Origin of the sequence: Nitratireductor basaltis (assembly GCF_000733725.1) — a bacterium.
GTDB lineage: Bacteria > Pseudomonadota > Alphaproteobacteria > Rhizobiales > Rhizobiaceae > Chelativorans > Chelativorans basaltis.
Genome location: NZ_JMQM01000003.1, coordinates 192,066 through 216,881 on the forward strand (window position 1 = coordinate 192,066; position 24,816 = coordinate 216,881).

The following is a 24,816-nucleotide window of genomic DNA, read 5'->3' on the forward strand; positions in this document are numbered from 1 at the left end:
TGGAAAGATCAGTCCAGAACGCCGGTCTGGGTGAGATATTCACGCGCAACGGCTTCCGCCGGCTCGCCACCCACCTGGATGCGGCCATTGAGCTTCTGCAGCGTCGCCATGTCGAGGCCGGAGAAGATGGGGTTCAGCACCGCTGCGATGGCCGGATATTCGTCGAGCACTTCCTTGCGGACCACAGGTGCGGGCTCATAGACAGGCTGCACGCCCTTGTCGTCCTCCATCACCACAAGACCTGCCGCGCCAACGCCGCCATCCGTGCCATAGGCCATGGCCGCATTGACACCGGATGTGCCGCGCGCGGCTGCCTGGATGGTCGCCGCCGTGTCGCCGCCCGAAAGCACGACAGTCTGATCGGATGAGAGTTCGAAACCGTACGCCTCCTGCATGGCAGGCAGGACGGCAGGGGAGGAGACAAATTCGGTCGAGGCGGCAAGCTTCACCTCACCACCTTCCGACACCCATTTGCCGAAATCGGACATGGTCTTCAGCCCATGTTCCTCGGCGAGCGCACCGGTAACTGCGATGGCCCAGGTGTTGTTGGCGGGGGCAGATTCAAGCCAGATGACGTTATTGGCCTCGGCATCGAGTTCAGCGGCGCGCTTGTAGGCGGCTTCGGCATCCTTCCAGACCTCGCTGTCGGCCTCGTTGAAGAAGAAGGCGGCATTGCCGGTATATTCCGGATAGATGTCGATCTGCCCGGCCAGAATGGCCTCGCGCACCACCTGCGTTCCGCCAAGCTGCAGGCGGCGTTCGACGGGAAGACCGGCATCTTCCAAAGCAAGCGCGATCATGTTGCCGAGCAGGCCGCCTTCCGTGTCGATTTTTGAGGAAACGACGATGTCGGCCTGGGCGGTTGTCGTCAGTGCTGCCGAAAGCCCGAGGGCGGCGAGGGCGAAACGCAGTTTCATGGAAGTGCTCCTAAACGGGATCAGTGAATGCTATCTGGAAGATGATCTAGGGCTGCACCGGCAGCTTGGCGACGGGACGGGCGAAAATTTGCTGACAATGGTGGCAGGAACCGGGCGGTCCGGCAAATAAGCGTTTTGTGAAAGGGCGAAATCTGCAGCTCTCACTTCGCTACAACAGGGGGTCGGCTGCGCAGGGCGGCAAACCAGAAACCGGCGCAGAATGTGAGCGAGCCGATGAAGATGGCTGCGAGAACCGGGCCATAGCTGCCCGTGGCCTGCCACAGCAATGCAGCGCCCAGCGGTGCCAATGCCTGCATCACGGTCATGGGGGCGACAATCGAGCCGTTGACCGCACCATAGGCGTGGCGGGTGACCATTTCGGGAATGGCTGCGCCGCGTATGATGGTGGTCATGCCATTGGCCGCACCGTAACCGGCGGCAAGGCAGGCGATGATGAGGAGATTGGGTGGCGCATAGGCAAAGCCGATCACCACCAGCGGAAAGACAATAACGATGGCCGAGCCGAGCTGGCGCACGGAAAGATCGTGTGCGAGCGCACGGACGGCGATGCGGCCGGCGACCTGCGCGGGGCCTATGACGGTCAGCACCATCACGGTTGCCGCAGCATCAAGACCCCGTTCCAGAAGCAGCGGATAGAAGTGATAGGTCAGCGCGGAGAAGGTGCCCACATAGGAAATCCATGCGACCATCAGACCCCAATAGGCGGGCAGCCGCATGGCCGCGCGCACCGCTGCGCGTCCGGCAAGGGGTGCGGCTTCGTCGGCTGCAAGCGGTACGGGGGCAGCATCGCGGTCCGGGTCGATCGCCCGTGCATAGAGCGTGCCGCATATGACGATATTGACGCCGGCCATGGCGAGCAGCGCGCCGCGCCAGCCCTGGGTATCGATGAGGTACTGGATGAGCGGTATGAAGACCGTGCTGGCAAAGCCGCCCCAAAGCGTGAGCGCGGTGATCGCTCCGCGCGCCCTTGTCGGGCCGACCCTGCGGGTGACCACTGCGAAAGCCGGCTCATATAGCACCGCGGCCTGCGTACAGCCGAGAAAGGCAAGCACGGGGTAGTAGAGCCAAAGCGTGTCCACTTGTGACCAGAGCGCCAGAAGCAGGCCGGCGGCAATGGATGCACCCGCCATGACCTTTCGGCCATGGCCACGGTCGATGGCAGCACCTACCGGATAGGCGGCAAGACTGGCGAGCAGCATGCCAAGCGTGGCCGCGGCATAGATCTCGGTTTTGGTCCAGCCGAGATCACCACGCATGGCTTCTGCAATGAGCGGGAAGCCGTACCAGATCGTGCCCCATGAGCAGATTTGCGCGGCACCAAGCATGTTGATGAAGCGGCGTTCGCCGCGCGGGGCAGAGGCGGCGGTCATGATGTCGATCAGCCGCAGCCGGTGAGCGCGGGGGTGATTGCTCGAGGAGGAGACCCTTCCACGCAACATTCATCCACCAGATAACCGATGAGCGCGTTCATCGCCGTATAGTTGGCGCGGCAGATCAGCGTGGTCGCACGGCGTTCACGGGTGATCAGCCGGGTCTCGTCCAGCCGCTTTAGGTGATGGGACAGCGTGGAGGCGGGGATTTCCAGCTTCTGCTGGATCGTGCCGACGGGCAGCCCCTCGTCACCGGCGCGCACAAGGGCGCGGTAAAGCTTGAGACGGATCGGATGGCCCAGGGCCTCAAGCTGCATCACTGCGGTGTCGAGTTCCATGGCGGTCCTCTCAGATCGAGCGCTGATTGACGCGTCGGGAAACTTGCTCCGCCGTCTCCACGCGCTCGGAATAGCGGTCGACAAGGTAGTCGGAACGCTCGCGAAGCAGAAGCGTGAACTTCATCAGCTCCTCCATCACGTCCACGATGCGGTTGTAATAGGGCGACGGCTTCATCCGGCCGTTTGCGTCAAATTCATTGAAGGCCTTGGCGACGGAAGACTGGTTGGGAATGGTGAACATGCGCATCCAGCGGCCGAGTATGCGAAGCTGGTTCACCGCATTGAACGACTGCGAACCACCACAAACCTGCATGACAGCAAGCGTGCGGCCCTGGGTCGGGCGCACTCCGCCAAGCGACAGCGGCAGCCAGTCGATCTGCGCCTTCATGATGCCGGTCATGGAGCCGTGGCGTTCCGGCGAACACCAGACCTGTCCCTCCGACCACATGGAAAGTTCGCGCAGCTCCTTCACCTTCGGATGATCGGGTGTCTCGGCATCGGGAAGCGGCAGTCCGCTCGGATTGAAGATGCGCACCTCCGCACCTAGCCGGCGAAGAATCCGCGCCGCCTCTTCCGTAGCGAAGCGCGAATAGGAGCGTTCGCGAAGCGACCCATAGAGCATGAGGATGCGCGGTGCATGGCGCATGCGCGGCGCGTTGAACAGCCTGTCCTCGTCAACGGGCGGGAAAAGCTCGCTCTCCAGATTGGGAAGGTCGGAAAGGGATGAGGGGCTGTTAGACATTCTGCGTGCTCTGATTATTTCGAATATAATCGAAATAGAGGCGAAAGGCCTCACGGTCAACTGTTTGTTCGAAGAATATCGAAATAGGGTTTACGGAGGTGGTGCGCAACAAGGGAAATCGCGCATGAATTGCATTTGCGACAGTTCGCAGTCGTTTTTGCATGTCCGCGCGCAGAAAAATGTTCCGAATGATCTGTCGCTCAAGTGTCTGATATTGCAGGCTGCTGCCGATTGGATTCGGTGACGCGGCCACCGTCGAACCTATCTCGCCGCAAATTTGGTATTCCAAAATTCCAAAATGCCGATTAGTGTCCTCTCGAAGTCGGGGGGACGAGCGTGAATTACGAATTGCGATACAAGGGTGCGGCGCCGGTTTCGGTTTGTCTGGCAGGGGCAGGGGGCTTTGGCCGCAGCTTTCTGGTGCAGAGCCGCTCCATACCACTGATCGCGGTACGTATCGTGGTGGAGCGTGACGCTTCCATCGCTGTCGCCACGCTCAAGGCTGTCGGGCTTGAGGAAAGCGAGATCGCACTTTGCGCCTCGCCCGCCGAGGCCGCGGCGGCATGGGAGCGCGGTAACATGGTCGTTGTGGACGACATGGCTCATGTGGCCGCACTTCCCTATCAGGTGCTTGTCGAAGCCACGGGGCATCCGGAGGCGGGAGCGCGTCACGCGCATATGGCGGTCTCCGCGGGCCGCCACGTGGCCCTTGTCTCCAAGGAAGTGGACAGCGTTATCGGTCCCGGTCTTTCCGCGATGGCGCAGTCGAATGGCTGTGTCGCGACACCCGTGGACGGCGACCAGCCGAGCCTGCTGATCAGCCTCATCACCTGGGCGCGCGTCCTGGGACTTGAGATCATCGGCGCGGGCAAGTCCAGTGAATATGACTTTGTCTATGATCCCGACGCAAAAGAGCTGACCTGCAATGGCCGCGTGATTTCACTGCCCGGTATGGCAGAGCTTATGAGCGGTCCGGACGTGACGCTGCTCGACCGCGTTGCCCGCCGCGCGCAAGTCGCTTCCATGATCAATCAGCGTGCAGTGCCGGATCTGTGCGAACTGTCCGTCGTTGCCAATGCAACGGGCCTCCAGCCCGACCGCGCGGATTTTCACTCACCGATCGCCCGTATTCAGGAGGTGCCGTCGCTGTTCCGCCCCGCGGAAGAAGGTGGACTGTTTGCAAATGGTGGAGTGCTGGACGTCTTCCACTGCCTGCGGCTGCCCACCGAGTTGAGCCTGGCCGGCGGTGTCTTCATCACCGTGCGCTGCAATGATGCCGAGACATGGAAGATGCTGGGCGAGAAAGGCCACACTCTGGCGCCCGACGGCAGGACGGCGATGATTGCCACGCCACGCCATTTGTTAGGCGTTGAGGCCGCGACCACCATTCTCGATGCCGCAATTCTGAACGAGACCAATGGCGGCGTGAAGCCGGCTCATCATGTGGATCTGGTGGCTTGTGCCACTGCCGACCTGCCTGCGGGGACCGTGCTTTCCATGGGCGGTCATCATCACACGATCGACAATGTCGCCGCGCGCATACTGCCAGCCCGCAGGCTAGATGAAGATGCACCGGCACCTTTCTATCTCGCCGCCAATCGCCGGCTGAGACAGGCCGTTCGCGCGGGCGCGAATATCACGATGCAGGATCTGGAAATTCCCGAAGAAGACGAGCTGCTCGGTCTCCGGCGCTGGCAGGACGGGCACTTCTTCGGGTTGAGCGATGCCCCCGCTCGAAATGAGGGCTTGGAAGTTCACCAACAGAGGGAGGAGAAGGTTCGATGAAACAGATGTTCAAGGCAGCGGTTGCTGTCGCAGCAGTCGTGGCAGCCATGCCGGCCATGGCGCAGGACGAATACCCCAACAAGACGGTTGAAGTGATCACCCATGCCGGTGCCGGTGGCGGTACCGACGTTACCACTCGCATGATGATGATCCGCGGACGTCGCCTGCTTGGTCAGGACATGGTCGTGGTCAACAAGAGCGGCGGTGCCGGTGTTGTCGCCATGAACTACTTCAAGGACAATATCGACAACGACCACATGCTCATGACCTTCACCAGCGGTCATGCAATCCAGATCGCGGCTGGCAAGACCGGCCTGACCATGGACGAAATGCGCCCCATCGCGCGTGGCACCGACGATCCGCAGATCTTCATGACGCGCTGTGACAGCGAGTACAACTCGCCGCAGAAGCTCGTCGATGCGATGAAGGACAATGCCATCAAGTTCGGCACCGCCAATCTCGGCGATATCGACCAGATTTCCACCTATGTTTTCGCCAAGGAAGCAGGCCTGACCCAACCGACCATCGTGCCGTTCTCCGGCGGTGGCGAAGTGGCAACGCAGCTCGTCGCGGGCTCGGTCGATGTCGGCGTGCTCAACCTTGCCGAAGCCGCAGCCCAGATCGAGGCAGGCGATATCTGCCCGCAGATCATCCTTGCCGAAGAAGGCATGTCGGTGATCCCCGATGCGGTAACGTCCTACTCGCTGGAAATCCCCGTGTCATTCTCGACCATCCGCGGTTTCGTGGCACCGGCCACCATCACCGACGAACAGGCCGCGATCCTGGAAGAGAAGCTGGTCGAAGCGATGAATCACTCCGTCTACCAGGGCTACCTGACCTCGGTCGGTCTTGATGGAAAATCCGTTGTCGGCTCGGAAGCCTGGGGCAAGCAGATGTCCAACATGGTGAAAGCCATGGGGCCTGCACTCGAAGAACTCGGCCTGAAGTAATCGGAGCGGTCCGGCATGTCACATCTGGAAGAACTGCAGTCAGACCTGCCGGACCGCAAGACCGGCACGAGGGAGAAACCGGCGCTCGCCGATCTCCTGGTGCCGGTCTTCATCTTCATCTTTGCCGGCGTGGTGACCGCGCTGGCACTGACCTTCGATCGCGCGCCTGCCGCCTTTGTCGGCTCCGGCATGCAGCCGCGTGCCTTTCCAATTTTTCTGATGGGGGCGGTGATCATTCTCAACCTCTTCCTCATTCGAGAAACCATCAAGAACCCGCCGGAGAGGCGCGAGCCCCTGGACGGCATGGTCTGGATCACCATCGCACTGATGGGCGTGTTCGCGCTCGTCACCACGTTCGCGGACATGATGCTGGCGCTGGCGATCACGATCTTCGCCAAGTCGCTTCTGTGGGGCGAGAGGCGCGTCTGGGTGGCGCTTGCGCTGGCGATCCTGACGCCGCTGACGATCCTTCTGTTCTTCGATCTCGTGCTTGAAGTCCGCTTTCCCCGCGGCTGGCTGACCAACATCTATTACGGCTGAGGAGAAGCAGGATGTATGACGCGATTGCCGCCATGGGGTCGGTGTTTCTCGATCCCTATCTGATCTTCCTCGTGGCCATAACAACAGTCGGTGGCGTGATTATCGGAGCGTTGCCCGGTCTGGGTGCGACGACAGGTGCGGCGCTGCTGCTGTCTTTCACGCTGACCATGGAGCCGATCCACGCGATCACGGTCCTGACGACGATCTATGTCTCCGCGACCTTTGCGGGGTCGATTACAGCAATCCTGATCAACACACCGGGAACATCCTCTTCCGCCGTGACCTGTCTGGACGGCTATCCGCTGGCGCAGCGCGGGGAGGCGGGGCGTGCGCTCGGCGTGGCGGTGGTTTCCTCCACATTTGGCGGCATCTTTTCGGTGATCGCGCTCGCCATTGCAGCACCGATGATGGCATCGGTCGCCTATGAATTCCGCCCGCCGGAATATTTTGCCCTGACACTGTTCGGCCTCTCAATGCTCGCAACCATCTCCGGCGGCGGTGCGGTGAAGAACCTGATCGGCGGCATGTTCGGCGTTTGGCTGGCAACGATCGGAGCAGACAAGTCTACCTCCATCGAGCGCTTCATGTTCGGCCAGTACGAACTTTACGAAGGTTTGGACTTCATCTCCGTCATGATCGGTCTGTTCGCCATGTCGGAACTGCTGGTTCAGGCGGGGGCGCTGAAAAATTCGGCCGCCGTGGTGCGGATGAAGGCGATCAAGCTTCCCTCCATGGACGACTATCGCAAGATCTGGCGCGCGGTGCTGCGCTCCTGCGGCATCGGCACTTTTGTCGGCATCCTGCCGGCGGAAGGCGCGACCGTCGCCTCCATGATCGGCTATTCCGAAGCCCGCCGCTGGTCGAAGAATCCGGAAGAGTTCGGCAAGGGCTCCATCGAGGGCATTGCCGGTGCGGAGGCCGCAAACAATGCGGCAACCGGTGGCGCGATGGTGCCGACCATGGTGCTGGGCATTCCAGGCTCCGGCACGGCGGCGGTCATCCTGGTTGGCCTGCTGGTGCACGGTCTTCGCCCCGGCCCCTATCTCTTCACCGAGCAGGTGGACACGGTCTACGGCATTTTCGGCGCCATGCTGCTTGCCAATCTGATGTTCCTGGTCATCGGCCTTTTCTTTGCCAAGCAGTTTGCCCGCGTCTCGCTTATCCCGATCCCGATCCTGTGGCCGATCGTGTTCGCGCTGTCGATCATCGGTGCCTATGCGCTCAACCAGTCAATGCTGGATGTGTGGCTCGTGCTGATCTTCGGCGTGGTCGGCTTCTTCATGCGCCGCTTCGGCTTTGACGTGGCGCCGGTCGCCATCGGCCTGATCCTTGGTCACATGGTCGAGACCAATCTGCAGAACTCGCTGAAGATCTTCGACGGCGCGTGGTGGATGATCCTCACCCAGCCTTTGGCCCTGCTTTTCATCGTGCTTTCCGCAATCACCCTTTTCGGTCCGGCCCTGCTTGCGCGCTTCAAGCGCCGGGCAGCCTGACCGCAGTTACGAGGAGTATTTCATGACCAAGATAAAATCCGTTCGCACGCGTGTCTGGACCTGGAAGGGGCCGACCGTTCCGCCCACCGGCAATTTCTGCACAAATGCTTCGGATGCCCTGCGCATCGAGGGTGACGCGATGGCCTCCTTCCGCTTTCACCAGTGGCTGACCTGCGAGGTCGAGGCCGAGGACGGTACGATCGGTATCGGCAATGCGGCCCTGGCGCCGACCGTCGTCAAGCAGGCGATCGACGAATGGTATGCACCGCTGGTTATCGGCGAAGACCCGTTCGACTACGCCTATATCTGGGAGAAGATGTATCGGCGCAGCCATGCCTGGGGCCGCAAGGGCATCGGCATGACCGCGATCTCGGCGGTGGACATCGCCATCTGGGACCTGATGGGCAAGCTGGTCGGAAAGCCGGTCTTCAAGCTTCTGGGCGGACGGACAAAGGACAAGATCCCGGTCTATTATTCCAAGCTCTATGCAGGACCGATCGAGAGCATGCAGCGTGAGGCCGAGGAAGCCATGAAGAATGGCTACAAGGGCTACAAGTCCCGCTTCGGCTTCGGCCCGAAGGACGGCATGCCGGGCATGCGCGAGAATCTCAAGCGTGTCGAGGCCGTGCGCGAGGTCATCGGTTACGACAACGACCTGATGCTTGAATGCTATATGGGCTGGAACCTCGATTACGCGAAGCGCATGCTGCCCAAGCTGGAGAAATACGAGCCGCGCTGGGTCGAGGAGCCGGTCATTGCCGATGACGTGGAAGGCTATGCCGAGCTTAACGCAATGGGCAGTGTTCCGATCTCCGGCGGCGAGCACGAATTTTCCGTCATCGGCTGTGCCGAGTTGATCCGGCGCAAGGCCGTCAGCGTCCTGCAATATGACACCAATCGGGTGGGTGGCATCACTGCGGCGCAGAAGATCAACGCCATTGCCGAAGCAGCCCAGATCCCCGTCATCCCGCATGCCGGACAGGCCCACAACTATCACCTGACCATGTCGAACGTGAACTGCCCGATCGCCGAGTATTTCCCGGTGCACGACGTCGAAGTAGGCAACGAGCTGTTCTACTATATCTTCGAGGGTGACCCGGAGGCTGTGGACGGCTTCCTGCAGCTTGACGATGACAAGCCGGGGCTCGGCATCACAATCACCGACAAGCATCTGAGCAATTTCGAGATCACGGAATGACGACCTATAGCGGCATCTGGCCGGTTGCGCCGACACCCTTCAACGAGGATGGCAGCGTCGACTACGAGGGCATGAAACGGGTGATCGACTGCATGGTCGATCAGGGCAATGACGGCATCTGCATCCTCGCCAATTTCTCCGAGCAGTTCCTGATTTCCGACGAGGAAAGACGCAAGCTGACGGAGCTTTCGCTAAAGCATCTGGCGGGACGTCTTCCCTGCATCGTCACGATCAGCCATTACGCAACGGATATCGCGGTGGATCGCGCGGCCCACGCCAAGGCAAATGGCGCGGATATCGTGATGATGATGCCGCCCTATCATGGCGCGCTGCTGAAGGGTACGCCGGAGCAGACCTTCGAGCAGTTTGCCCGCGTGGGCGAAGTGGGCATTCCTATCATGGTGCAGGATGCGCCGCTTTCGGGCGTCGAGCTCTCCGTGCCGCTTCTGGTGAGGATGGCGCGCGAGATCGAGATGGTGAAGCTTTTCAAGATCGAGTGTCCGCAGGCCGCAGCAAAGCTGCGCACGCTGATTGCCGAAGGCGGTGATGCCATTGAAGGTCCGTTCGACGGTGAGGAGGCGATAACGCTCCTGGCCGACCTCGAGGCGGGTGCCACCGGCACGATGACATCGGCCATGATCCCGGACCAGATCAAGCCGGTACTTGAGCGTCATGCCGCCGGCGACCGCGACGGAATGATCGCGGCCTATGAACGTGTGGCGCTTGCCATCAATCACGAAAACCGCCAATGCGGTTTCCGTTCGGCCAAGGCTGCAATGGTTGAAGGCGGCGTGATCCGTTCGGAATTCTGCCGTCATCCGATACCGCCGCTGCATCCGCAGACGCGGGACCTGCTCTTGCGTCTCATCCGGCCACTGGATCCGGTGGTTCTGAACTGGGGGAAATGATCGTGGTCACGAATTCCGCATTGTCAGACCTTCAGGGAAGCGATCTGGAACTGCAGCGCCCGCGCGCGACGCTGGTCGAGATCGCCGCCGACAAGTTGCGCGAATTCATCTTGCTGGAAAAGCTTCCACCCGGGGCCAGCATCTCGGAGCGTGACGTGGCTGCCGCCCTTGGCATCAGCCGCACACCCCTGCGCGGTGCGCTGACGCTCCTGGAGCAGGATGGGCTGGTCGAATATTCGGTAACGCGCCGACCGCATGTCGCCGATCCTTCCCTGGAAGAAGTGACAGAGAACCTCGTCGTCATGGGGGCGCTTGAAGCGCTTGGCGGCGAACTTGCCTGCGCCAATGCGAGCGACGAGGAAGTGAACAATATCGTCGACCTCCAGCAGAAGATGGCGGCTGGGGCCGATACACTCGAGCCCCTGGAATTCTTCCGCACCGACATGGCGATGCATCAGATGATCATCAAGGCAAGCGGAAACCGCGCCCTTATCGAGACCCACGCACGGTTCAATGCGCGTCTGTGGCGGGCGCGCTTCGTATCCTCGCGACGCAGCGACGGCCGCCAGCAGACGCTTGCCGAACATGCAGCCATCGTCGACGCCTTGAAGCGCCGCGATGCCAGGGCAACCGCAGGTGCCTTGCGTGAACATCTCAGATCAGCCGTGACGAACATTTCCGTAGCGCTCGAAGAACGGCGCGCGGCAAAGGAAAAGGAATAGATCATGCGCCCGAAAATTGGCCTTATACCTGGCGATCCGAGCGGAATCGGGCCTGAACTCTGCGCACGGTTGCTTTCGGAAAACTGCACTGCAGATGCCGACATCCTGCTTTTGGGTGACAGGCATGTCTTCGAACGCGGCCAGGAGCAGGCTGGACTCAGCCATCTGATGGTCGAGGTGGATGCGGCGAGCGAAGACTGGACGAAAACGCCCCGTTTCGCCTTTCACCCGATGCAGACCATCGCACCGGACGAGGTCGAGATCGCGAAGAACACAAAAGCTTCCGGCAGTTCCACGCTCAAGGTTCTCGATCAGGCGCTCGAATTCGTCCAGGCGGGCGTGATCGACGCCATATGCTTTGCGCCCTTCAACAAGGCCTCCATGCATCTGGCGGGCATCGGCCATGCGGACGAGCTTCATTACATGGCGGAGAAGCTTGGAGCCACCGGCTATATCTCGGAGCTCAACACGCTTGACGGCATGTGGACGAGCCGCGTGACGAGCCATATCGCGCTTCGTGAAGTTGCCGACGTGATCGACGGCGAGCGCATCAAGGAAGCAACCCATCTCATCCATGATGTCCTGCGCCGCGCCGGCTATGAGCGCCCGCGCATCGCGGTCGCAGCACTCAATCCTCATGCAGGTGACAATGGCAATTTCGGCCGCGAGGAGATCGACGTGATCGAGCCTGCTGTGCGCGAAATGGCCGAAAGCCAGATGGCGGTGGAAGGGCCGACACCCTCGGATACGGTCTTTCTGAAGGTGACCCGGGGCGAGCTGGACGCGGTGGTGACCATGTATCACGACCAGGGCCAGATCGCGCTGAAACTGCTTGGCTTCGACCGCGGCGTTACTGTCCAGGGCGGTTTGCCCGTGCCCGTCACCACGCCGGCCCACGGCACCGCCTTCGATATCGCGGGGCAGGGTGTTGCCGATGTCGGCGCGATGAAAGCCGCCTTCCAGATTGCCTGCAACATGGTGAAGAACTGGGACCGGGAGCAAATGTCCGGCACCCGCGAAGCAGCTACCGCATAAGACCCTGAAGCGCAGACCGTTCGTTCTCCCGCGGTGAAACCAGCGCCAACTCAAAGCCCCGCCGACCTGCCGGTCCGCGGGGCTTTTTTTGTATTGAAGGAGGTAAAGCGCCGGTTCGATTGATGCGGCTGCTATTGCAGCCTGCGCCCATCATCCGTTGCGAAGTAGTGCAGATGGGTTGGATCGAAGTTCAGCGGGATCTGCTCGCCGCGCTTGAGATGAACGTCAGGGGCGAGACGTGCAGTCAGTTCCTGTCCGCCGAACGCACAGATTGCCATCGTGTCGGAGCCGAGCGGTTCCTCCACCTCGAGCGTCGCCGTGATGCTGTTTGTTGCCGATCCGAGAGCGAAATGTTCCGGCCTGATACCCACATCGAGCGTTTGCCCATCGGCTGCAGCGATCTCGCCCAGGGGCAGTGAAGCGCCTCCCACCCGCAAGATGGGCCGGCTACCCGATCGGTCGACAATGCCGGAAAACAGGTTCATCTGTGGAGAGCCGATGAATTCTGCCACGAAGCGGCAATTCGGCCTGTTGTAAAGCTGGATTGGCGGGCCCTCCTGCACGATATGCCCGTCGCGCAGCACCACGACGCGATCGGCCAATGTCATCGCCTCGGTCTGGTCGTGCGTCACATAGATGGTGGTGGTCTGCAACAGGGCGTGCAGCCGCTTGATCTGGGTGCGCATCTCGACGCGCAGCTTCGCATCGAGGTTCGAAAGGGGCTCATCGAAGAGGAAGACGGAAGGCTCACGAACAATCGCGCGCCCCATGGCCACCCTCTGCCGCTGGCCACCTGAAAGCTGTCCCGGCCTTCGATCAAGATAGGGCGCGATCTGCAGCATTTCGGCCGCTTCCTCCACTCGCGGTCGGATCTTGTCAGCGCTCCAGCCTCGCATTTTCAGGCCAAAGCTGATGTTTTCCGCGACCGTCATGTTCGGATAGAGCGCGTAGTCCTGGAAGACCATGGCCACATCCCGGTCGCGCGGTTCCATCTCGTTGACCACGCGGTCGCCAATGCGCAGCACGCCGTCCGAAATCGTCTCCAGGCCCGCGATCATGCGCAGCATCGTGGATTTGCCGCAGCCGGACGGACCCACGAAAGCGACGAACTCGCCATCTGCCACATCGAGATCCACACCATGGATCGCCCGGACGGTCCCGTAGTCTTTGACGATCCGGCTCATTCGGATCTCTGCCATGCCCGCTCCTCCCAACATCAAGTTGACGGTTGCATTATCGATAATAAGAGTGTTATCGATATTGATAATGGAAGCAAGCCCCATCCTCAAGTTCCAGGGAGGAGCGTTACGATGGCAGTCGAAACCTTCAGCAGTGCCCAGGTGGTTGATCTCGTCCCGCGGCAGTCCAATCGGCGTAGCCACGCGGTGTTTGTCGCGCTGCAGAAAGAAATCGTCCTTGGCGTGCTGAAGCCCGACCAGGTGCTGACGGAGCTTGATCTGGCAGAACGCTTCAATTGCAGTCAGGGGACCGTACGCGAGGCATTGTTGCAGCTGAGCGAGGAAGGACTTGTCAATCGGCAGCCACATCGCGGTACCCGCGTCGCTCCCTGTCGAAGTCACGATGCGCGGGCCTTGCTTCAGATACGGCGCGAAGTCGAGTGCGGCTATCTCTCCCGCGTGCTGGAGCGCACCGATGACGCGCTTCTCGCACGGTTGCGGGAGCTGCTCGACGGAATGCGCAATGCCGCGCGCGACAATGACGAGTACCGTCTGTCCGTCCATGATCGGGCATTTCATCTCACGCTGTTCGAGACAGCGGACCTGGCTCTGGTCACGCCGATCCTGGCGCGCTGCCTCATTCACAATCACCGGTTCAAGATCCTGAATTCGAAGCCCAACCGGGCGCTGGTCGAGACAGCCGAGCGTCATCTGCCGATCATCGCTGCCTTGGAGCAGCGCGATGAAGGCGGGCTGCATCAGGTTCTGTCGCACCACATCGCCACGATCGTGGATCTAGGGCCTGATCTGACCCTGGGCGAGGGGAGTGCCCGATGAGCGCGCCCAGTCCCGGTATGAAGGCGCTTCTCGACAGGCTTTCCGTAGAGGATGCAGGCCTGCCCGATCCTACCACGCTGCCCGCGTTCCAGGGGCGCGCCCTTGCCGCCTTGAGCAATCTTCGGTGGAACGAAAACCTCCCCGAGATGGCCGAAGCCAGAACTGTTTCCATTGCCGATATGGCCGCCCGATGGGTGGTGCCTCCGAAGGGGTCTGGCGACAGGGTGATACTTTACGTTCATGGAGGCGGCTGGGCGTTCTGTTCGGCTGCAACCCACGAAGGTGCCGCGCGCAGGCTGGCGCTTGCCTGCGAGGCACCCGTCCTGAGCCTGGAGTACCGTCTGGCTCCCGAGCACCCGTTCCCGGCAGGGCTGCAGGATGTGCTTGAAGCGTGGTCGGCACGCAGTCGTGATCGCCGCTGGACGCTGGCGGGTGACAGCGCCGGGGCAAATCTTGCGCTTGCTGCGATGCTCCAGATGCAACAGGAAGACCTGCCCGAGTGCGCGCTGCTGTTCTACGGGGTTTACGGAGCCGATTTCAGCACGCCGTCCTACAGGAAATACGCGGATGGTCCGGGTCTCAGCCGCGCGAAGATGATGCGTTACTGGGACTGGTATGCCTCACACGAACAGCGCGGCGATCCACAGGTCGCACCGCTTGGTGCCAGCGATGCACAGCTGTCGCGGCTTCCACCACTTTACCTGAACGCGGCGGAAATCGACCCGCTGCATTCGGACACCGAGGCATTGGCCGAAAGGTTGGCGGCGCTTGGGCGCTCCGACCGTTTCGATCACGTGGAGGGCGTGGTCCACGGCTTCATGCAAATGGGCGCTTTTCTTCCGGAGGCGAGGGAAGCCTTCCGCAAGGCGGGAGCCTTTTTCAAAGACGTGCCGCACGAGTTTCGCAGCACGCACAACAGGGAGGAGATATCATGAGAATGCTTAAAGTCCTGACGCTCGCGTCAGCAATGGCCCTGAGTGCCGGGTTGGCGCATGCCGACAGCACCGTGCGCTTCTGGTACCACTTCGACAATGCAGACAACCCCATGGATGCGTTGGTCGAAAAGTTTGAGGCTGCCAATCCGGGCATCACCGTGGAAGCGGAAAACGTGCCGTGGAACAGCTATTACGACCAGCTCTACACTTCGATCATCGGCGGCAATGCACCTGATGCCGCGATGGTGAAGATGTTCGCTCTGCCGCGGCTGGCCGAAATGGGAGCGCTGGAACCTCTTGATGCCATGCTCGAGAGCTGGGACGGGACCGCAAACCTCCAGGACAATCTACTGGAACTGACCAAGGGCCCCGACGGGAAGCACTACTATCTTCCGGTGCAATATGTGGTCCTGTATCTCTACTACCGGACCGACATGTTCGAGGAACTGGGTCTTTCCGTTCCAAAGACCTGCGACGAGTTTCGTGAGGCGGCGAAAGCCCTGACGCGCGACACCGACGGGGACGGACAGATCGATACCTACGGTTTCGGAATGCGCGGCGGCAAGGGTGGGCACGATCATTGGGCCACTTTTACGCTTTCGCGTGAAGGCGTCACGCTGGAAGAAGGACTGGATTCGGAAGCGGGAGTGGCTGGCACGCAGTATGTCGTTGACCTGTTCCGTCAGGACGAAGTGTTCCCTCCATCCGCACCGAATGATGGCTTCCAGGAGATCATCGGCGCCTTCAAGGCAGGCAAGACCGCGATGACCATCCACCATATCGGCAGTGCCAACGGCATGGTTGAAGCACTGGGCGACAAGGTCAGTGCCGCTCCCGTACCGGAATGTGGTGGTGGCCGCTGGACCGGCTTTGGCGACGAAAGCACCGCCATTCTTTCGAGTGCAGAAGACAAGGAAGCAGCCTGGAAGTGGATCTCCTTCCTTTCTTCGGAAGGTAACAACACCACTTTCAACGAAGCGACGGGTCAGCTCCCCGTGGTCAAGGCTGACAGCGAGAACTGGAGCCTGCATCCGCAGCGTTTCGTGAAGGCCACTGTCGACAGCCTTCCCTTCGCGGAACTCTTGCCGAACGTGCCGGAGACCTCCGATTTCGTGAACACGGTATGGCCGGTCTCGATGCAACGTGCGCTCACAGGTGAGATCACGGCAGAAGAGATGAATGCCGAGATCAGCGAGTTGTTCGCGAAGTAGAGCGTTCAGGGCGGAGCGCGCCCAAGCGCTCCGCCATCAAAGCCGAGGCAAATTCATGAGTGACCTAACCGTACTAGCGGGGCCATCGCGGCCGCGCCGGAACCTCGCGCGCGAGATCATGCCCTATGCGATGCTCACGCCAGCCGTTCTGGTGACGCTTGCCATCGTCTTCCTGCCCATGGTGCAGACGGCGTGGATGAGCCTCCACGAATATGTGCTCTTCCGGCCGAACGATTTCGTTTGGGTCGGGCTGGAAAACTTCAAGGCGGCGCTTCAGGACGAGGTCTTCTGGATTTCGCTCAGGCATACCATCATCTGGATGGCCACGACCATTCCAGCGCAGCTGCTGCTCGGCTTGATAACGGCACTTCTGCTCAATCAGGACTTTCCCTGGCGCCCGGTCGCACGTGCCCTCATCATCATCCCCTGGGCGCTGCCATCGGTCGTGATCGCACTGATGTGGGTGTGGATCTATGACAGCAATTACGGGGTGGCCAACGAGTTCCTGCTGCGTCTCGGGCTCATACAGCGTGCCGTGCCCTGGTTGGCCGATCCCGATACGGCTCTTGCAGCGATCATCCTGACGCTGACATGGCAGGGTTTCCCGTTTTTCGCGGTCATGATCCTTGCGGGATTGCAGTCGATCCCGCGCAGCTATTACGAGGCGGCATCCATTGATGGCGCGTCGGCGTGGCGGCAGTTCTGGCACATCACCTTGCCCGGAATATCCGGTGTGATGATGACCGCCGTGCTGTTGCGCATGATCTGGGTCGCCAACAGCTTCGACGTGATCTTTGTCATGACCGGCGGCGGTCCGGGCTACGCGACCTATACCCTGCCGCTCTACGCTTTCGTCAAGGCGCGCACAAATCTCGATTTCGGCTACGGATCAGCTCTGGCAGTCCTGTTCACGATGCTGCTCATGGTGGTCGTGCTGTTCTATCTCCGGCGTACCAGAAAGGCGATGGACTGATGGCCCTTCACACGCGTCCCCTGCATAAACGGATATTGCTGGTCGAGCTGCCGATGCTCGCAATCCTGATATTCACGCTCGGCCCCTATCTGTGGATGTTTCTCACCTCGGTCAGCGATGAAGCGACACTGTTCACCGAAGGCCCTTCCATCTGGAACGCGACGCTTGAAAACTATTCCCGCCTGTTCCGCACTGTCGGGTTCGGCTCAAATCTGCTGGACAGCTTCATTGTTGCACTGGGAACGGTAGCGGTGGGACTGTCCCTCAGCGTGACAGCCGCCTACGCCTTCTCGCGTTTCAATTTTCGCGGCAAACGCATCCTGATGCTGCAGTTCCTGCTCATCAACATGTTCCCGCTCGTGCTTCTCATCCTGCCGCTCTTCGTCCTCATGCGCGTCCTGGGGCTGTTGGATACGCATCTGGCCCTGATCATCGCCAACTCCACCATCGCCATACCGTTCTCCATCTGGATGATGGTCAGCTACATGAACGGCATTCCGCGCTCATTGGACGAGGCTGCAATGACGGATGGCTGCACGCGTCTGCAGGCGCTGCGACGGGTGGTCCTGCCGCTTTGCATGCCGGGCATCATTGCCACGGGCATCTACATCTTCATCACCGCCTGGAACGAATATCTCTACGCACTGACACTCGGCGGACGGAACGTGCGCACCATCACTGTGGCCGTGCAGACACTCATCGGTGAATACGAGGTGCAGTGGGGCTTGCTGACAGCGGGCGGCATTGTCGGTGCCATGCCTGCCACCGTGCTCTTCCTTCTGGTGCAACGACGTCTCATCTCGGGCCTGACTCAGGGCGCAGTCAAAGGCTAGGAAAAGGATATTATCTTGGAAAACCCTATAGGTATCATTTCCATGCAGTTCACGCGGCCATTCACGGGCGCGGACCTGCACTATTTCAGCCGCGCGGCTGATCTTGGTTTCGATTTCGTGGAACTGCTTGTTCCCGAGCCCGAGGACAAACTGCCCTTGTCGGATGCCAGAAAGGCTGCCGAAGATGCCGGGATTTTTCTCGTATTGGCGGCCCGCGTAAATCCGCAACGCTCCATCGCCTCCGACGATGAGGCAGCGCGCGCCGGTGGACTGGACTACCTGAAGCATACGGTCGATGTGGCCGCAGAACTGGGCGCAAGGATCGTCGGCGGCCCGCTTTATGGCGAGCCGATGGTGTTTGCCGGGCGCCCTCCGGTGCCACGCAGCGATGATGAGATAGCGGTGCGTGCCGAACGTACCGTGTCAGGTCTGTCGCAAGTGGCTCCACGTGCAAGGGCTGCCGGCGTGACCTTCGCATTGGAGGCGCTGAACAGGTTCGAGACCGACATCGTTTCCACGACACGCCAATGTGTGGAGGTCGTCGACGCGGTGAATGATGAGGGCCTTGGCGTGATGCTCGACACATTCCACATGAACATGGAAGACCGCTCCATTCCCGATGCGATCCGCCTGGCGGGCGACCGAATTGTTCATTTTCAGGCCAACGAAAATCACCGTGGCCATCCGGGGACGGGGCACCTCGACTGGCCTGCAATCATGCGTGCGCTCCACCAGGTCGGTTACGCGGGCCCGATCTCGCTCGAACCGTTCCGTCGTGCAGACGACCGGGTCGCGCTTCCCATAGCCCACTGGCGAGCGCCGCGTGAGGATGAGGGCCCCAAGCTGCGCGCCGGGTTGGGCGTAATCCGCAATGCGCTATCGCTGGCAGGAGTGGATCAATGATCAATATTGGCTGGATCGGTTGCGGCCGTCATGCACGGCAGATGCTTCTGCCGCAACTTGGACGCAACGATATTCGCATCGCGGCTTTGTGCGATCAGGACCATGCCGCACTGACGCGGACTGCCCACGAATATGGAGTGAGTGCCACTTTCGGCGACTTTCGCGAACTCATCAACGCGCCGGGCCTAGACGCGATCGGCATGGCGGTGGGACCGCAGTTGCACGAAGCCGCAACCATTGCCGCTCTTCGCAAGGGTCTCCCCGTCTTTCAGGAAAAGCCGCCTGCTGCGACGGCCGAAGGTGCCCGGCAGGTTGCTGCCGCAGCCGTCAAGGCCCGCAAGCCGGTGGTCACCGGTTTCATGAAACGGTACTCGACCGGCAACAAGATCGCCCGCAACGTGATTGAAGGTGGCAATTTCGGCGCGATCCATGGCGTAACCGCAACCTATATGACAGCTCCGACCTATTTCGTCGGGGAACCGGACTACACCGGGTTCTTCCTGCATCACTGCGTCCACTATATGGACCTGATCCCCTGGTTCATGGGCGAGGACTTCGGCGACATGAATGTGCGCGCCGTTTCCCCCACGCCGGGCAAGCTGCTCCTGCATCTTAATTTCACGGCCAATAGCGGCACGATTGGAAATATCGTGATGGGCACGATCCAGTCCCGTGGTACGCCAATGGAAGAAATTCGCATCATGGGCGATCACGCGCGCCTTCATGTGGACAATGTGATCGATGTCGCTCTCTACCGGGATCCGCCATTCAAGGCAGATGATCCAGCTGCCACGCTCGATCCGGCTTGCGACACGATGGTCTGGCGGCCCAATTTCACAGCAGCCGCGAATGAGGATCACAAGGGCTATGCAGCGCTGCTTGCCGATGCTGCCGCAGTTCTCAAGGGCGAAGATCGTTCGGCGCCGGACATTGGCGATGGCGTCCGGGCGATGGAGCGATTGGAGCGCATGATAGCGCAGATTGACGTATAGATTCTGCCGGTGACCGGTAGGGGCTGGTTCAGATCGCGCTGAAGCCGTGGGAGGCGATGAGCTCGATCATGAGCTCCTTGGCCTTTATCCGATGCTGGCGGTGGATTTCGCGGGCCTCGTCGGCCTTGCCGGCGGCAATGGCTTCCACCAGAGCGCGGTGGTCGGCGTTGGATTTGTGCGGAGCAGGGCGGATATAGAGCGTCAGCAGGCGGGCGCGATGCACCTGGTCGGAATAGGTTGAAACGATGCTTTCGAGCCGCCTGTTGCCGGCAAGCTGGATCAGGCGGCGGTGGAAGCGGTCATCCACCTGCGCCCAGAGCTGGCGGTCATCACGCCCAAGCGCCTTCTCCATATCATCGATATGGCTGCGCAACTCGTCGAGCTCATCTTCGCTCAGACCCTTTAGGGCCAGGTCATGCGCGGCAAGCGATTCAAGCTCGGTGAGGATCGAATAGATCTCTTCCATGTCCTTGGGCGAGATCGGCAGAATGCGGATGCCGCGGCGCGGGCGCACTTCCACAAGCCCCTGACCTTCAAGAATGATGGCTGCTTCACGCACGGGCGTACGCGACATGCCAAGCATTTCGGCCAGTTCCGCCTCCAGATGGTTGGAGCCGGGCAGGAGCTTGTTCGAGATCACCATCTCACGCAGAAGCATCACCGCACGCTGTGTCTGCGATTGCGGCTTGTTCTCCGGTGTTGTGGTCGAAAGCGTCTCGCCCATGAAGCCTGAAACCCTATTTCGGCCCAAGCGATACCATGCTGCCCGTCTCGGCGGAATGGTAGATGGCGTTTTCGATCTGGATATTGCGCAGATAGGAAGCGGCATCATTCTCGATGGCGCTGCCGTTGAGCAGATGATCGCTAACATGCTGCTGCAGGAAATAGACGCAGTCACCGCCAAAACGGCTTTTGTCGAATTCGAGCGGGATTTCTTGCCATTCCTTCGCACCGCGCCTGCGTGAGGTGAGCCTGCCGAAACCGTCGAGCGCGATCGTGCCTTCGCTGCCTTCAACGAGGCATTCGCCCATGGTCAGGCGCGGATTGTCGGCCGCGTGATCGGCAAGGCGGTTTCCATCGAAGAGCGCGCGCCTTCCGTCGCCGAAACGGTAGATGAAATAGCCGGCGTCTTCGCCGGCAATCACCGAATTGAGCTTGCGCAGATCGGCGAACACATCCTCCGGCTCGCCCAACAGGAATCGGAAAGTGTCGATCCAGTGCACCGCGGTCTCGTGCACCAGGAAGCGCTCCATCTTCTGGAAATAGGGCTGTCGTGACAAATAGGCTTCCGCTCCCTGTCCGTCGCCGGGGCGCAGACGGAAGGTCACCTGATAGAGCTGCCCGATGCGCCCGTTCTCGATCTCGCGGCGCATGACGCGGTACCAGGGCTGGAAGCGGAAATTCTCGTGGATCACGAGCAGCTTGCCAGCCTTCCGCGCTTCGTCGGTAACAGCTTCGGCTTCCTCAAGCGAGGTGCAAAAGGGCTTCTGGCAGATGATCGCTCGTGCGTCGGTGCGAAGCGCCTGACGTACCAGTTCAGCATGGGCGACGGGCGGAGCAGCGATGTCGATGATGTCGAATCCGCCCTCCTCGGGCAGGCGCTCCGCCACAACTGCCTGCCTTGCCCCATGTTCCGTCAAAAGGTTTTCAGCCTTGCGCCGGTCAAGATCGATAAGCGCCTTGAGTGCGACGTCCGGATTGCGCTGCCAGGCTTCAACATGGAAGCCGGCAAAATAGCCTGCACCTATGACGGCAACCGAAAGCGTCATGCTGCGGCCTTGAGTCGACGGTTGAAGGCTTCCAGAACAGCACCCGCAACGGCTTCCGTATTGGCGCTGCCGCCGAGATCGGGCGTCATGATGCGGCCTTCGCCGATCACGTCATTGACGGCAGCCGTCACCCGTTCGGATGCATCGAGCATTTCCGCTACCCCATGCTCATGTCCAAGCCATTCCAGCATCATGGATGCAGAGAGGATCATGGCAAGCGGGTTTGCAAGACCCTTTCCGGCAATATCCGGCGCGCTGCCATGGCAGGGCTGGAAGACCGCACTGTCGAGGCCGATATCGGCGGATGGGGCAAGGCCGAGGCTGCCCATGATGCCAGCACCAAGGTCGGACAGGATGTCGCCGAACATGTTTTCCGTCACCATCACGTCGAACATCTCGGGCCGCTGCACCATCCAGAGCGCCGTTGCGTCCACATAGGCCGTCTGCGCCTCGATGTCGGTATGCCGCTCGGCGACCTCGTGAAAGATCTTGCGGAAAAAGGCGAAGGCCTGGAAGACATTGGCCTTGTCCACGCAATGCACCTTTCCGGGGCCCTTGCCCGTCTCCTTGCGGCGACGCGCGAGATTGAAGGCGAACTCGAAAAGCTTTTCCGACACCTCGCGCGTGATGACCAGCGTTTCTTCCGCCGACTGGTCACCATTCACGCGGCCCTTGCCGTGAGAGGCGAAGAGGCCTTCGGTGGATTCGCGGATGATGACGAAATCGAAGCCCTTCTTTTCAGCGACCTTCAGCGGCGAACCCTGGCCGGGGTGGATAAGCACCGGGCGGACGCCCGCAAAAAGGCCAAGCTCCATGCGCAACTCGATCTGGGGAGAAATCTCCGTGCCGTCGGGGTAGCGCACTTCCGGAAGGCCCATGGCCGATAGAAGTATCGCATCTGATTTGCGGGCGATTTCCATCGATTCTTCAGGCAGGGATACACCGTAGTCACGATAATGACCCGCGCCTGCGGGTACCGATGTGAAATCGAGCCCGAAAGCGCCGCTTGCTGCGGCGACCTCGCTCAGCAGATCCACCGTCGGCGCCATGATTTCCGGCCCGATGCCATCGCCTTCGAACACGGCCACTGAAAATCGCGGCGGCGCGTTGCGCCCGTTGGTGCTGCCAGAAGGTGGGTTTGAAACACTCATCGATCGTCGTCCTCCGATTTCACCGCAGACTTATCGGCAAACAATGTCGTTGACAATGCATAAATTAATGCATACGCAATTTATGACCTTGTGATGTGGCTGACGCCGCGCAAGTGTTGAACGCAATCTCGGGAGGAACCGAAATGAAGCTCGGACTTGGAACTTGGGGTGCGCTTGCAGCCCTTTCGGCTGCCGTCATGGCTGCACCTGCGCAGGCGCAGGAATATCCCTATCGCGACATCACGACCGTCGTTGTCTGGGGTGCAGGCGGGGGTACCGATTCCATCAACCGCATGATCATGGCGGAGATGGAAAAGGAGCTGCCGGTCAATATCACGGTCACCAACACCACCGGCGGCGTCGCCGGCTCAAACGGCATGACCTATGTGCTGAACCAGCCTGCTGATGGCTACACGCTTGCAGGCATTTCCGAATCCAACGTAACCGCTGCCGTGCAGGGCGGCTGGGACAAGAAGTTCGATGTCTGGCATCCCTTCATCGTCGGTGGCTCGCCGGATCTGATATCGGTGACGGCAGATTCCGAATATGAGAGCCTGGAAGCGCTGATCGAAGCCGCGAAGAAGGAGCCGGGTTCGGTTACTGCAGCGGCTTCCGGTGCCGGCTCGATCCACCACCTGAACCTGCTTGCGCTGGAGAATGGCACCGGTGCCAAGTTCAAATTCGTGCCCTACGGTGGCTCAGGTCCTGCACAGGAAGCAGCCGTTGCCGGTGAAGTGGACGTAATCGTTACTTCGCTTGCCGAGCAGCAGGGCCTCATCAAGGGTGGCCAGCTGAAGCCGCTCGCGATGCTTGTTCCTGAAAAGGGTGATATTGACGGCACGGAGATCCCGTCCGCCTTCGACAGCTATTCGGACCTTTCCAAGTATCTTCCGCTGAAGCAGGCCATCGGCTTTGCGGTTCTGGCCGATGCGCCGGATGAGGCCAAGAAGGTGCTTGAGGAAGCCTTTGCCAAGGCCATGCAGTCGGAAAAGGTGAAGGAGTGGGCCGCGTCGAACTATTACGACCTGTCCGGCCTTGCAGGTGCGGAAGCTTCCGAGCAGTTCGCCAAGCTTGAAAGCAACTTCGCCTGGACACTGAAGGAGCTGGACTCTGCCGCAGTCGATCCAGCCGAACTGGGTATTCCCAAGCCTTGACCGCCATGTGATGCGGGGGCGTCTGCACCGGGTGTTTGAAGCGCCCGGTGCAGTGATCTTTTGACAAGCAGAGGCGCTTGGTAATGCAAGACAAGACGAGGCTGCGGCAGCAGGATTTCTGGACGGCTCTTGTGCTGATCGCGATCAGCATCTTCTTTCTCTACAAGACGAGCGAGATCCCGTTTTTCCGCGCCAATGCCGCAGGCGTTGAATCGGGCCAGTGGTACAATTCGGCGGCCCTTGTTCCCTATGGCATCTTCGCGGCCATACTTCTTCTGGGCCTGAGCCTTCTGCTCACCGCAATCCGCCAGGGCGGGGCGCCCAATGCGCTTCAGGTGCAGGCCGTGCGCGACTGGATGTTCTCGTCATCGGCTGGCCGCATGGGAGCGGTGGCGCTGATCCTGCTTTGCTACATCTTCTGCCTGGTCCCGCGCGTAGACTTCATCATCGGCAGCGCGCTGGTCATTCTGGCATTGACCTATGGCTTCCATGTTCAGCGTCCGCGCGCGACCTTCATCGCGCTTGTCGCGGTTCTCATTCCGTCGATCTACGCTCTGCTTTTCCACTTCCCGCAATCGGAATGGAACACGCCGCATGATGACGACTGGCTGGCGCTGGCCGCCTTCTTCGTCCTCACAATCACCATGTTCATCGACATCCGCATGGCTGGCGAGAAACCGGATGGCTTCCTGAAAGCCGCACCGCTCGTGGCGCTTCTTGTGCCAGCCTTGCTGATCGTCGCCATGGCTTTCGGCTTCCGGCAGAACGTGCCGAACCGCACCGGTCTCTTCTTCAAGCAGATCGAGTACCAGTATTACGTCAATGTCCGGCCCTGGCTTTCGGGGAAGAAGGGCGGCTGAT

25 protein-coding genes are annotated in these 24,816 nt (G+C 60.7%); 17 read left to right on the forward strand and 8 right to left on the reverse strand.

The features are described 5' to 3' along the window. Positions 1-8: 8 nt before the first annotated feature. The 4 genes from osmF to arsH form a co-directional block, all read right to left on the reverse strand. Complete coding sequence (gene osmF / locus EL18_RS16785) at positions 9-917, reverse strand: glycine betaine ABC transporter substrate-binding protein OsmF (RefSeq protein ID WP_036486928.1); 909 nt, start codon at positions 915-917, stop codon at positions 9-11. Positions 918-1,078: 161 nt separating this feature from the next. Next, positions 1,079-2,377 carry an MFS transporter gene (locus tag EL18_RS16790; RefSeq protein WP_244444636.1) on the reverse strand — a complete coding sequence of 433 codons (1,299 nt, stop codon included), beginning with the start codon at positions 2,375-2,377 and terminating at the stop codon, positions 1,079-1,081. After that, positions 2,317-2,646: an ArsR/SmtB family transcription factor gene (locus tag EL18_RS16795; RefSeq protein WP_036486933.1), complete on the reverse strand. Its 330-nt coding sequence runs from the start codon at positions 2,644-2,646 to the stop codon at positions 2,317-2,319. The genes EL18_RS16790 and EL18_RS16795 overlap by 61 nt, the downstream gene beginning before the upstream one ends. 10 nt (positions 2,647-2,656) lie before the next feature. After that, positions 2,657-3,388 carry an arsenical resistance protein ArsH gene (arsH, locus tag EL18_RS16800; RefSeq protein WP_036486935.1) on the reverse strand — a complete coding sequence of 244 codons (732 nt, stop codon included), beginning with the start codon at positions 3,386-3,388 and terminating at the stop codon, positions 2,657-2,659. Positions 3,389-3,724: 336 nt separating this feature from the next. Between arsH and EL18_RS16805 the strand changes: the two genes are divergently transcribed. The 8 genes from EL18_RS16805 to EL18_RS16840 are packed head-to-tail and all read left to right on the forward strand — an operon-like array spanning position 3,725 to position 12,019. Beyond that, entirely contained in the window at positions 3,725-5,173 is a 1,449-nt protein-coding gene (locus tag EL18_RS16805; RefSeq protein WP_036486937.1) for an NAD(P)H-dependent oxidoreductase, read from the forward strand. Further along, complete coding sequence (locus EL18_RS16810) at positions 5,170-6,123, forward strand: Bug family tripartite tricarboxylate transporter substrate binding protein (RefSeq protein WP_036486940.1); 954 nt, start codon at positions 5,170-5,172, stop codon at positions 6,121-6,123. The genes EL18_RS16805 and EL18_RS16810 overlap by 4 nt, the downstream gene beginning before the upstream one ends. A gap of 15 nt (positions 6,124-6,138) precedes the next feature. After that, on the forward strand, positions 6,139-6,663 hold the full coding sequence (locus EL18_RS16815) for a tripartite tricarboxylate transporter TctB family protein (protein WP_051914444.1): 525 nt from the start codon (positions 6,139-6,141) through the stop codon (positions 6,661-6,663). A gap of 11 nt (positions 6,664-6,674) precedes the next feature. Further along, entirely contained in the window at positions 6,675-8,156 is a 1,482-nt protein-coding gene (locus tag EL18_RS16820; protein WP_036486943.1) for a tripartite tricarboxylate transporter permease, read from the forward strand. A gap of 22 nt (positions 8,157-8,178) precedes the next feature. Next, positions 8,179-9,354: an L-rhamnonate dehydratase gene (locus EL18_RS16825; protein ID WP_036486946.1), complete on the forward strand. Its 1,176-nt coding sequence runs from the start codon at positions 8,179-8,181 to the stop codon at positions 9,352-9,354. Further along, complete coding sequence (locus EL18_RS16830; RefSeq protein WP_036486949.1) at positions 9,351-10,262, forward strand: dihydrodipicolinate synthase family protein; 912 nt, start codon at positions 9,351-9,353, stop codon at positions 10,260-10,262. The genes EL18_RS16825 and EL18_RS16830 overlap by 4 nt, the downstream gene beginning before the upstream one ends. Before the next feature lie 2 nt (positions 10,263-10,264). Next, positions 10,265-10,984 carry a GntR family transcriptional regulator gene (locus EL18_RS16835; protein WP_152553081.1) on the forward strand — a complete coding sequence of 240 codons (720 nt, stop codon included), beginning with the start codon at positions 10,265-10,267 and terminating at the stop codon, positions 10,982-10,984. A 3-nt stretch (positions 10,985-10,987) separates the two neighbouring features. Then, positions 10,988-12,019, forward strand: coding sequence for a 4-hydroxythreonine-4-phosphate dehydrogenase PdxA (locus EL18_RS16840; RefSeq protein ID WP_036486953.1), 1,032 nt, complete (start codon positions 10,988-10,990; stop codon positions 12,017-12,019). Between the two features lie 131 nt (positions 12,020-12,150). Here the strand turns inward: EL18_RS16840 and EL18_RS16845 are convergent, their stop codons facing one another. Further along, positions 12,151-13,218 (reverse strand): ABC transporter ATP-binding protein, encoded by a 1,068-nt coding sequence (locus EL18_RS16845; protein ID WP_036486955.1) that lies wholly within the window; start codon positions 13,216-13,218, stop codon positions 12,151-12,153. 111 nt (positions 13,219-13,329) lie between these two features. Here EL18_RS16845 and EL18_RS16850 point away from each other — a divergent pair, with 111 nt between their 5' ends. The 7 genes from EL18_RS16850 to EL18_RS16880 are packed head-to-tail and all read left to right on the forward strand — an operon-like array spanning position 13,330 to position 19,881. Next, positions 13,330-14,034 (forward strand): GntR family transcriptional regulator, encoded by a 705-nt coding sequence (locus EL18_RS16850; protein ID WP_051914447.1) that lies wholly within the window; start codon positions 13,330-13,332, stop codon positions 14,032-14,034. Next, positions 14,031-14,969, forward strand: coding sequence for an alpha/beta hydrolase (locus EL18_RS16855; RefSeq protein WP_051914448.1), 939 nt, complete (start codon positions 14,031-14,033; stop codon positions 14,967-14,969). The genes EL18_RS16850 and EL18_RS16855 overlap by 4 nt, the downstream gene beginning before the upstream one ends. Next, on the forward strand, positions 14,966-16,180 hold the full coding sequence (locus tag EL18_RS16860) for an ABC transporter substrate-binding protein (RefSeq protein ID WP_036486958.1): 1,215 nt from the start codon (positions 14,966-14,968) through the stop codon (positions 16,178-16,180). The genes EL18_RS16855 and EL18_RS16860 overlap by 4 nt, the downstream gene beginning before the upstream one ends. 55 nt (positions 16,181-16,235) lie before the next feature. Further along, complete coding sequence (locus EL18_RS16865; protein ID WP_051914451.1) at positions 16,236-17,153, forward strand: carbohydrate ABC transporter permease; 918 nt, start codon at positions 16,236-16,238, stop codon at positions 17,151-17,153. Further along, on the forward strand, positions 17,153-17,986 hold the full coding sequence (locus EL18_RS16870; RefSeq protein WP_036486962.1) for a carbohydrate ABC transporter permease: 834 nt from the start codon (positions 17,153-17,155) through the stop codon (positions 17,984-17,986). The genes EL18_RS16865 and EL18_RS16870 overlap by 1 nt, the downstream gene beginning before the upstream one ends. 15 nt (positions 17,987-18,001) lie before the next feature. After that, the gene (locus EL18_RS16875; RefSeq protein WP_036486964.1) at positions 18,002-18,889 is read left to right on the forward strand and encodes a sugar phosphate isomerase/epimerase family protein; all 888 of its coding nucleotides are present in this window, start codon (positions 18,002-18,004) and stop codon (positions 18,887-18,889) included. Further along, positions 18,886-19,881 (forward strand): Gfo/Idh/MocA family protein, encoded by a 996-nt coding sequence (locus EL18_RS16880; protein WP_036486967.1) that lies wholly within the window; start codon positions 18,886-18,888, stop codon positions 19,879-19,881. Before EL18_RS16875 ends, EL18_RS16880 begins: the two co-directional genes overlap by 4 nt. Positions 19,882-19,909: 28 nt before the next feature. Here the strand turns inward: EL18_RS16880 and EL18_RS16885 are convergent, their stop codons facing one another. Genes EL18_RS16885 through EL18_RS16895 form a run of 3 tightly spaced genes read right to left on the reverse strand, consistent with a single transcriptional unit; the run spans position 19,910 to position 22,801 of the window. Next, positions 19,910-20,605, reverse strand: coding sequence for a GntR family transcriptional regulator (locus EL18_RS16885; RefSeq protein WP_036486968.1), 696 nt, complete (start codon positions 20,603-20,605; stop codon positions 19,910-19,912). A gap of 13 nt (positions 20,606-20,618) precedes the next feature. Further along, positions 20,619-21,650 (reverse strand): Gfo/Idh/MocA family protein, encoded by a 1,032-nt coding sequence (locus tag EL18_RS16890; protein ID WP_036486970.1) that lies wholly within the window; start codon positions 21,648-21,650, stop codon positions 20,619-20,621. Next, the gene (locus EL18_RS16895) at positions 21,647-22,801 is read right to left on the reverse strand and encodes an isocitrate/isopropylmalate dehydrogenase family protein (protein ID WP_051914452.1); all 1,155 of its coding nucleotides are present in this window, start codon (positions 22,799-22,801) and stop codon (positions 21,647-21,649) included. Before EL18_RS16895 ends, EL18_RS16890 begins: the two co-directional genes overlap by 4 nt. Before the next feature lie 143 nt (positions 22,802-22,944). Between EL18_RS16895 and EL18_RS16900 the strand changes: the two genes are divergently transcribed. Together EL18_RS16900 and EL18_RS16905 are read left to right on the forward strand one after the other, a co-directional pair. Further along, positions 22,945-23,955: a tripartite tricarboxylate transporter substrate binding protein gene (locus tag EL18_RS16900; RefSeq protein ID WP_036486972.1), complete on the forward strand. Its 1,011-nt coding sequence runs from the start codon at positions 22,945-22,947 to the stop codon at positions 23,953-23,955. A gap of 83 nt (positions 23,956-24,038) precedes the next feature. After that, a complete protein-coding gene (locus EL18_RS16905) occupies positions 24,039-24,815 on the forward strand; it encodes a hypothetical protein (protein ID WP_036486974.1) in 777 nt (258 codons plus the stop codon). Position 24,816: the final 1 nt, after the last annotated feature.

Excerpts from the sequence above, each read along its gene's own strand:
- EL18_RS16850 (WP_051914447.1), top strand. The coding sequence starts at position 13,330 with ATGGCAGTCGAAACCTTCAGCAGTGCCCAGGTGGTTGATCTCGTCCCG.
- EL18_RS16870 (WP_036486962.1), top strand. The coding sequence starts at position 17,153 with ATGGCCCTTCACACGCGTCCCCTGCATAAACGGATATTGCTGGTCGAG.
- EL18_RS16890 (WP_036486970.1), bottom strand. The coding sequence starts at position 21,650 with ATGACGCTTTCGGTTGCCGTCATAGGTGCAGGCTATTTTGCCGGCTTC.
- osmF (WP_036486928.1), bottom strand. The coding sequence starts at position 917 with ATGAAACTGCGTTTCGCCCTCGCCGCCCTCGGGCTTTCGGCAGCACTG.
- EL18_RS16855 (WP_051914448.1), top strand. The coding sequence starts at position 14,031 with ATGAGCGCGCCCAGTCCCGGTATGAAGGCGCTTCTCGACAGGCTTTCC.
- EL18_RS16905 (WP_036486974.1), top strand. The coding sequence starts at position 24,039 with ATGCAAGACAAGACGAGGCTGCGGCAGCAGGATTTCTGGACGGCTCTT.
- EL18_RS16880 (WP_036486967.1), top strand. The coding sequence starts at position 18,886 with ATGATCAATATTGGCTGGATCGGTTGCGGCCGTCATGCACGGCAGATG.
- EL18_RS16810 (WP_036486940.1), top strand. The coding sequence starts at position 5,170 with ATGAAACAGATGTTCAAGGCAGCGGTTGCTGTCGCAGCAGTCGTGGCA.
- EL18_RS16815 (WP_051914444.1), top strand. The coding sequence starts at position 6,139 with ATGTCACATCTGGAAGAACTGCAGTCAGACCTGCCGGACCGCAAGACC.
- EL18_RS16830 (WP_036486949.1), top strand. The coding sequence starts at position 9,351 with ATGACGACCTATAGCGGCATCTGGCCGGTTGCGCCGACACCCTTCAAC.
- EL18_RS16865 (WP_051914451.1), top strand. The coding sequence starts at position 16,236 with ATGAGTGACCTAACCGTACTAGCGGGGCCATCGCGGCCGCGCCGGAAC.
- EL18_RS16845 (WP_036486955.1), bottom strand. The coding sequence starts at position 13,218 with ATGGCAGAGATCCGAATGAGCCGGATCGTCAAAGACTACGGGACCGTC.
- EL18_RS16825 (WP_036486946.1), top strand. The coding sequence starts at position 8,179 with ATGACCAAGATAAAATCCGTTCGCACGCGTGTCTGGACCTGGAAGGGG.
- arsH (WP_036486935.1), bottom strand. The coding sequence starts at position 3,388 with ATGTCTAACAGCCCCTCATCCCTTTCCGACCTTCCCAATCTGGAGAGC.
- EL18_RS16900 (WP_036486972.1), top strand. The coding sequence starts at position 22,945 with ATGAAGCTCGGACTTGGAACTTGGGGTGCGCTTGCAGCCCTTTCGGCT.
- EL18_RS16790 (WP_244444636.1), bottom strand. The coding sequence starts at position 2,377 with ATGTTGCGTGGAAGGGTCTCCTCCTCGAGCAATCACCCCCGCGCTCAC.
- EL18_RS16885 (WP_036486968.1), bottom strand. The coding sequence starts at position 20,605 with ATGGGCGAGACGCTTTCGACCACAACACCGGAGAACAAGCCGCAATCG.
- EL18_RS16795 (WP_036486933.1), bottom strand. The coding sequence starts at position 2,646 with ATGGAACTCGACACCGCAGTGATGCAGCTTGAGGCCCTGGGCCATCCG.
- EL18_RS16860 (WP_036486958.1), top strand. The coding sequence starts at position 14,966 with ATGAGAATGCTTAAAGTCCTGACGCTCGCGTCAGCAATGGCCCTGAGT.
- EL18_RS16820 (WP_036486943.1), top strand. The coding sequence starts at position 6,675 with ATGTATGACGCGATTGCCGCCATGGGGTCGGTGTTTCTCGATCCCTAT.
- EL18_RS16895 (WP_051914452.1), bottom strand. The coding sequence starts at position 22,801 with ATGAGTGTTTCAAACCCACCTTCTGGCAGCACCAACGGGCGCAACGCG.
- EL18_RS16840 (WP_036486953.1), top strand. The coding sequence starts at position 10,988 with ATGCGCCCGAAAATTGGCCTTATACCTGGCGATCCGAGCGGAATCGGG.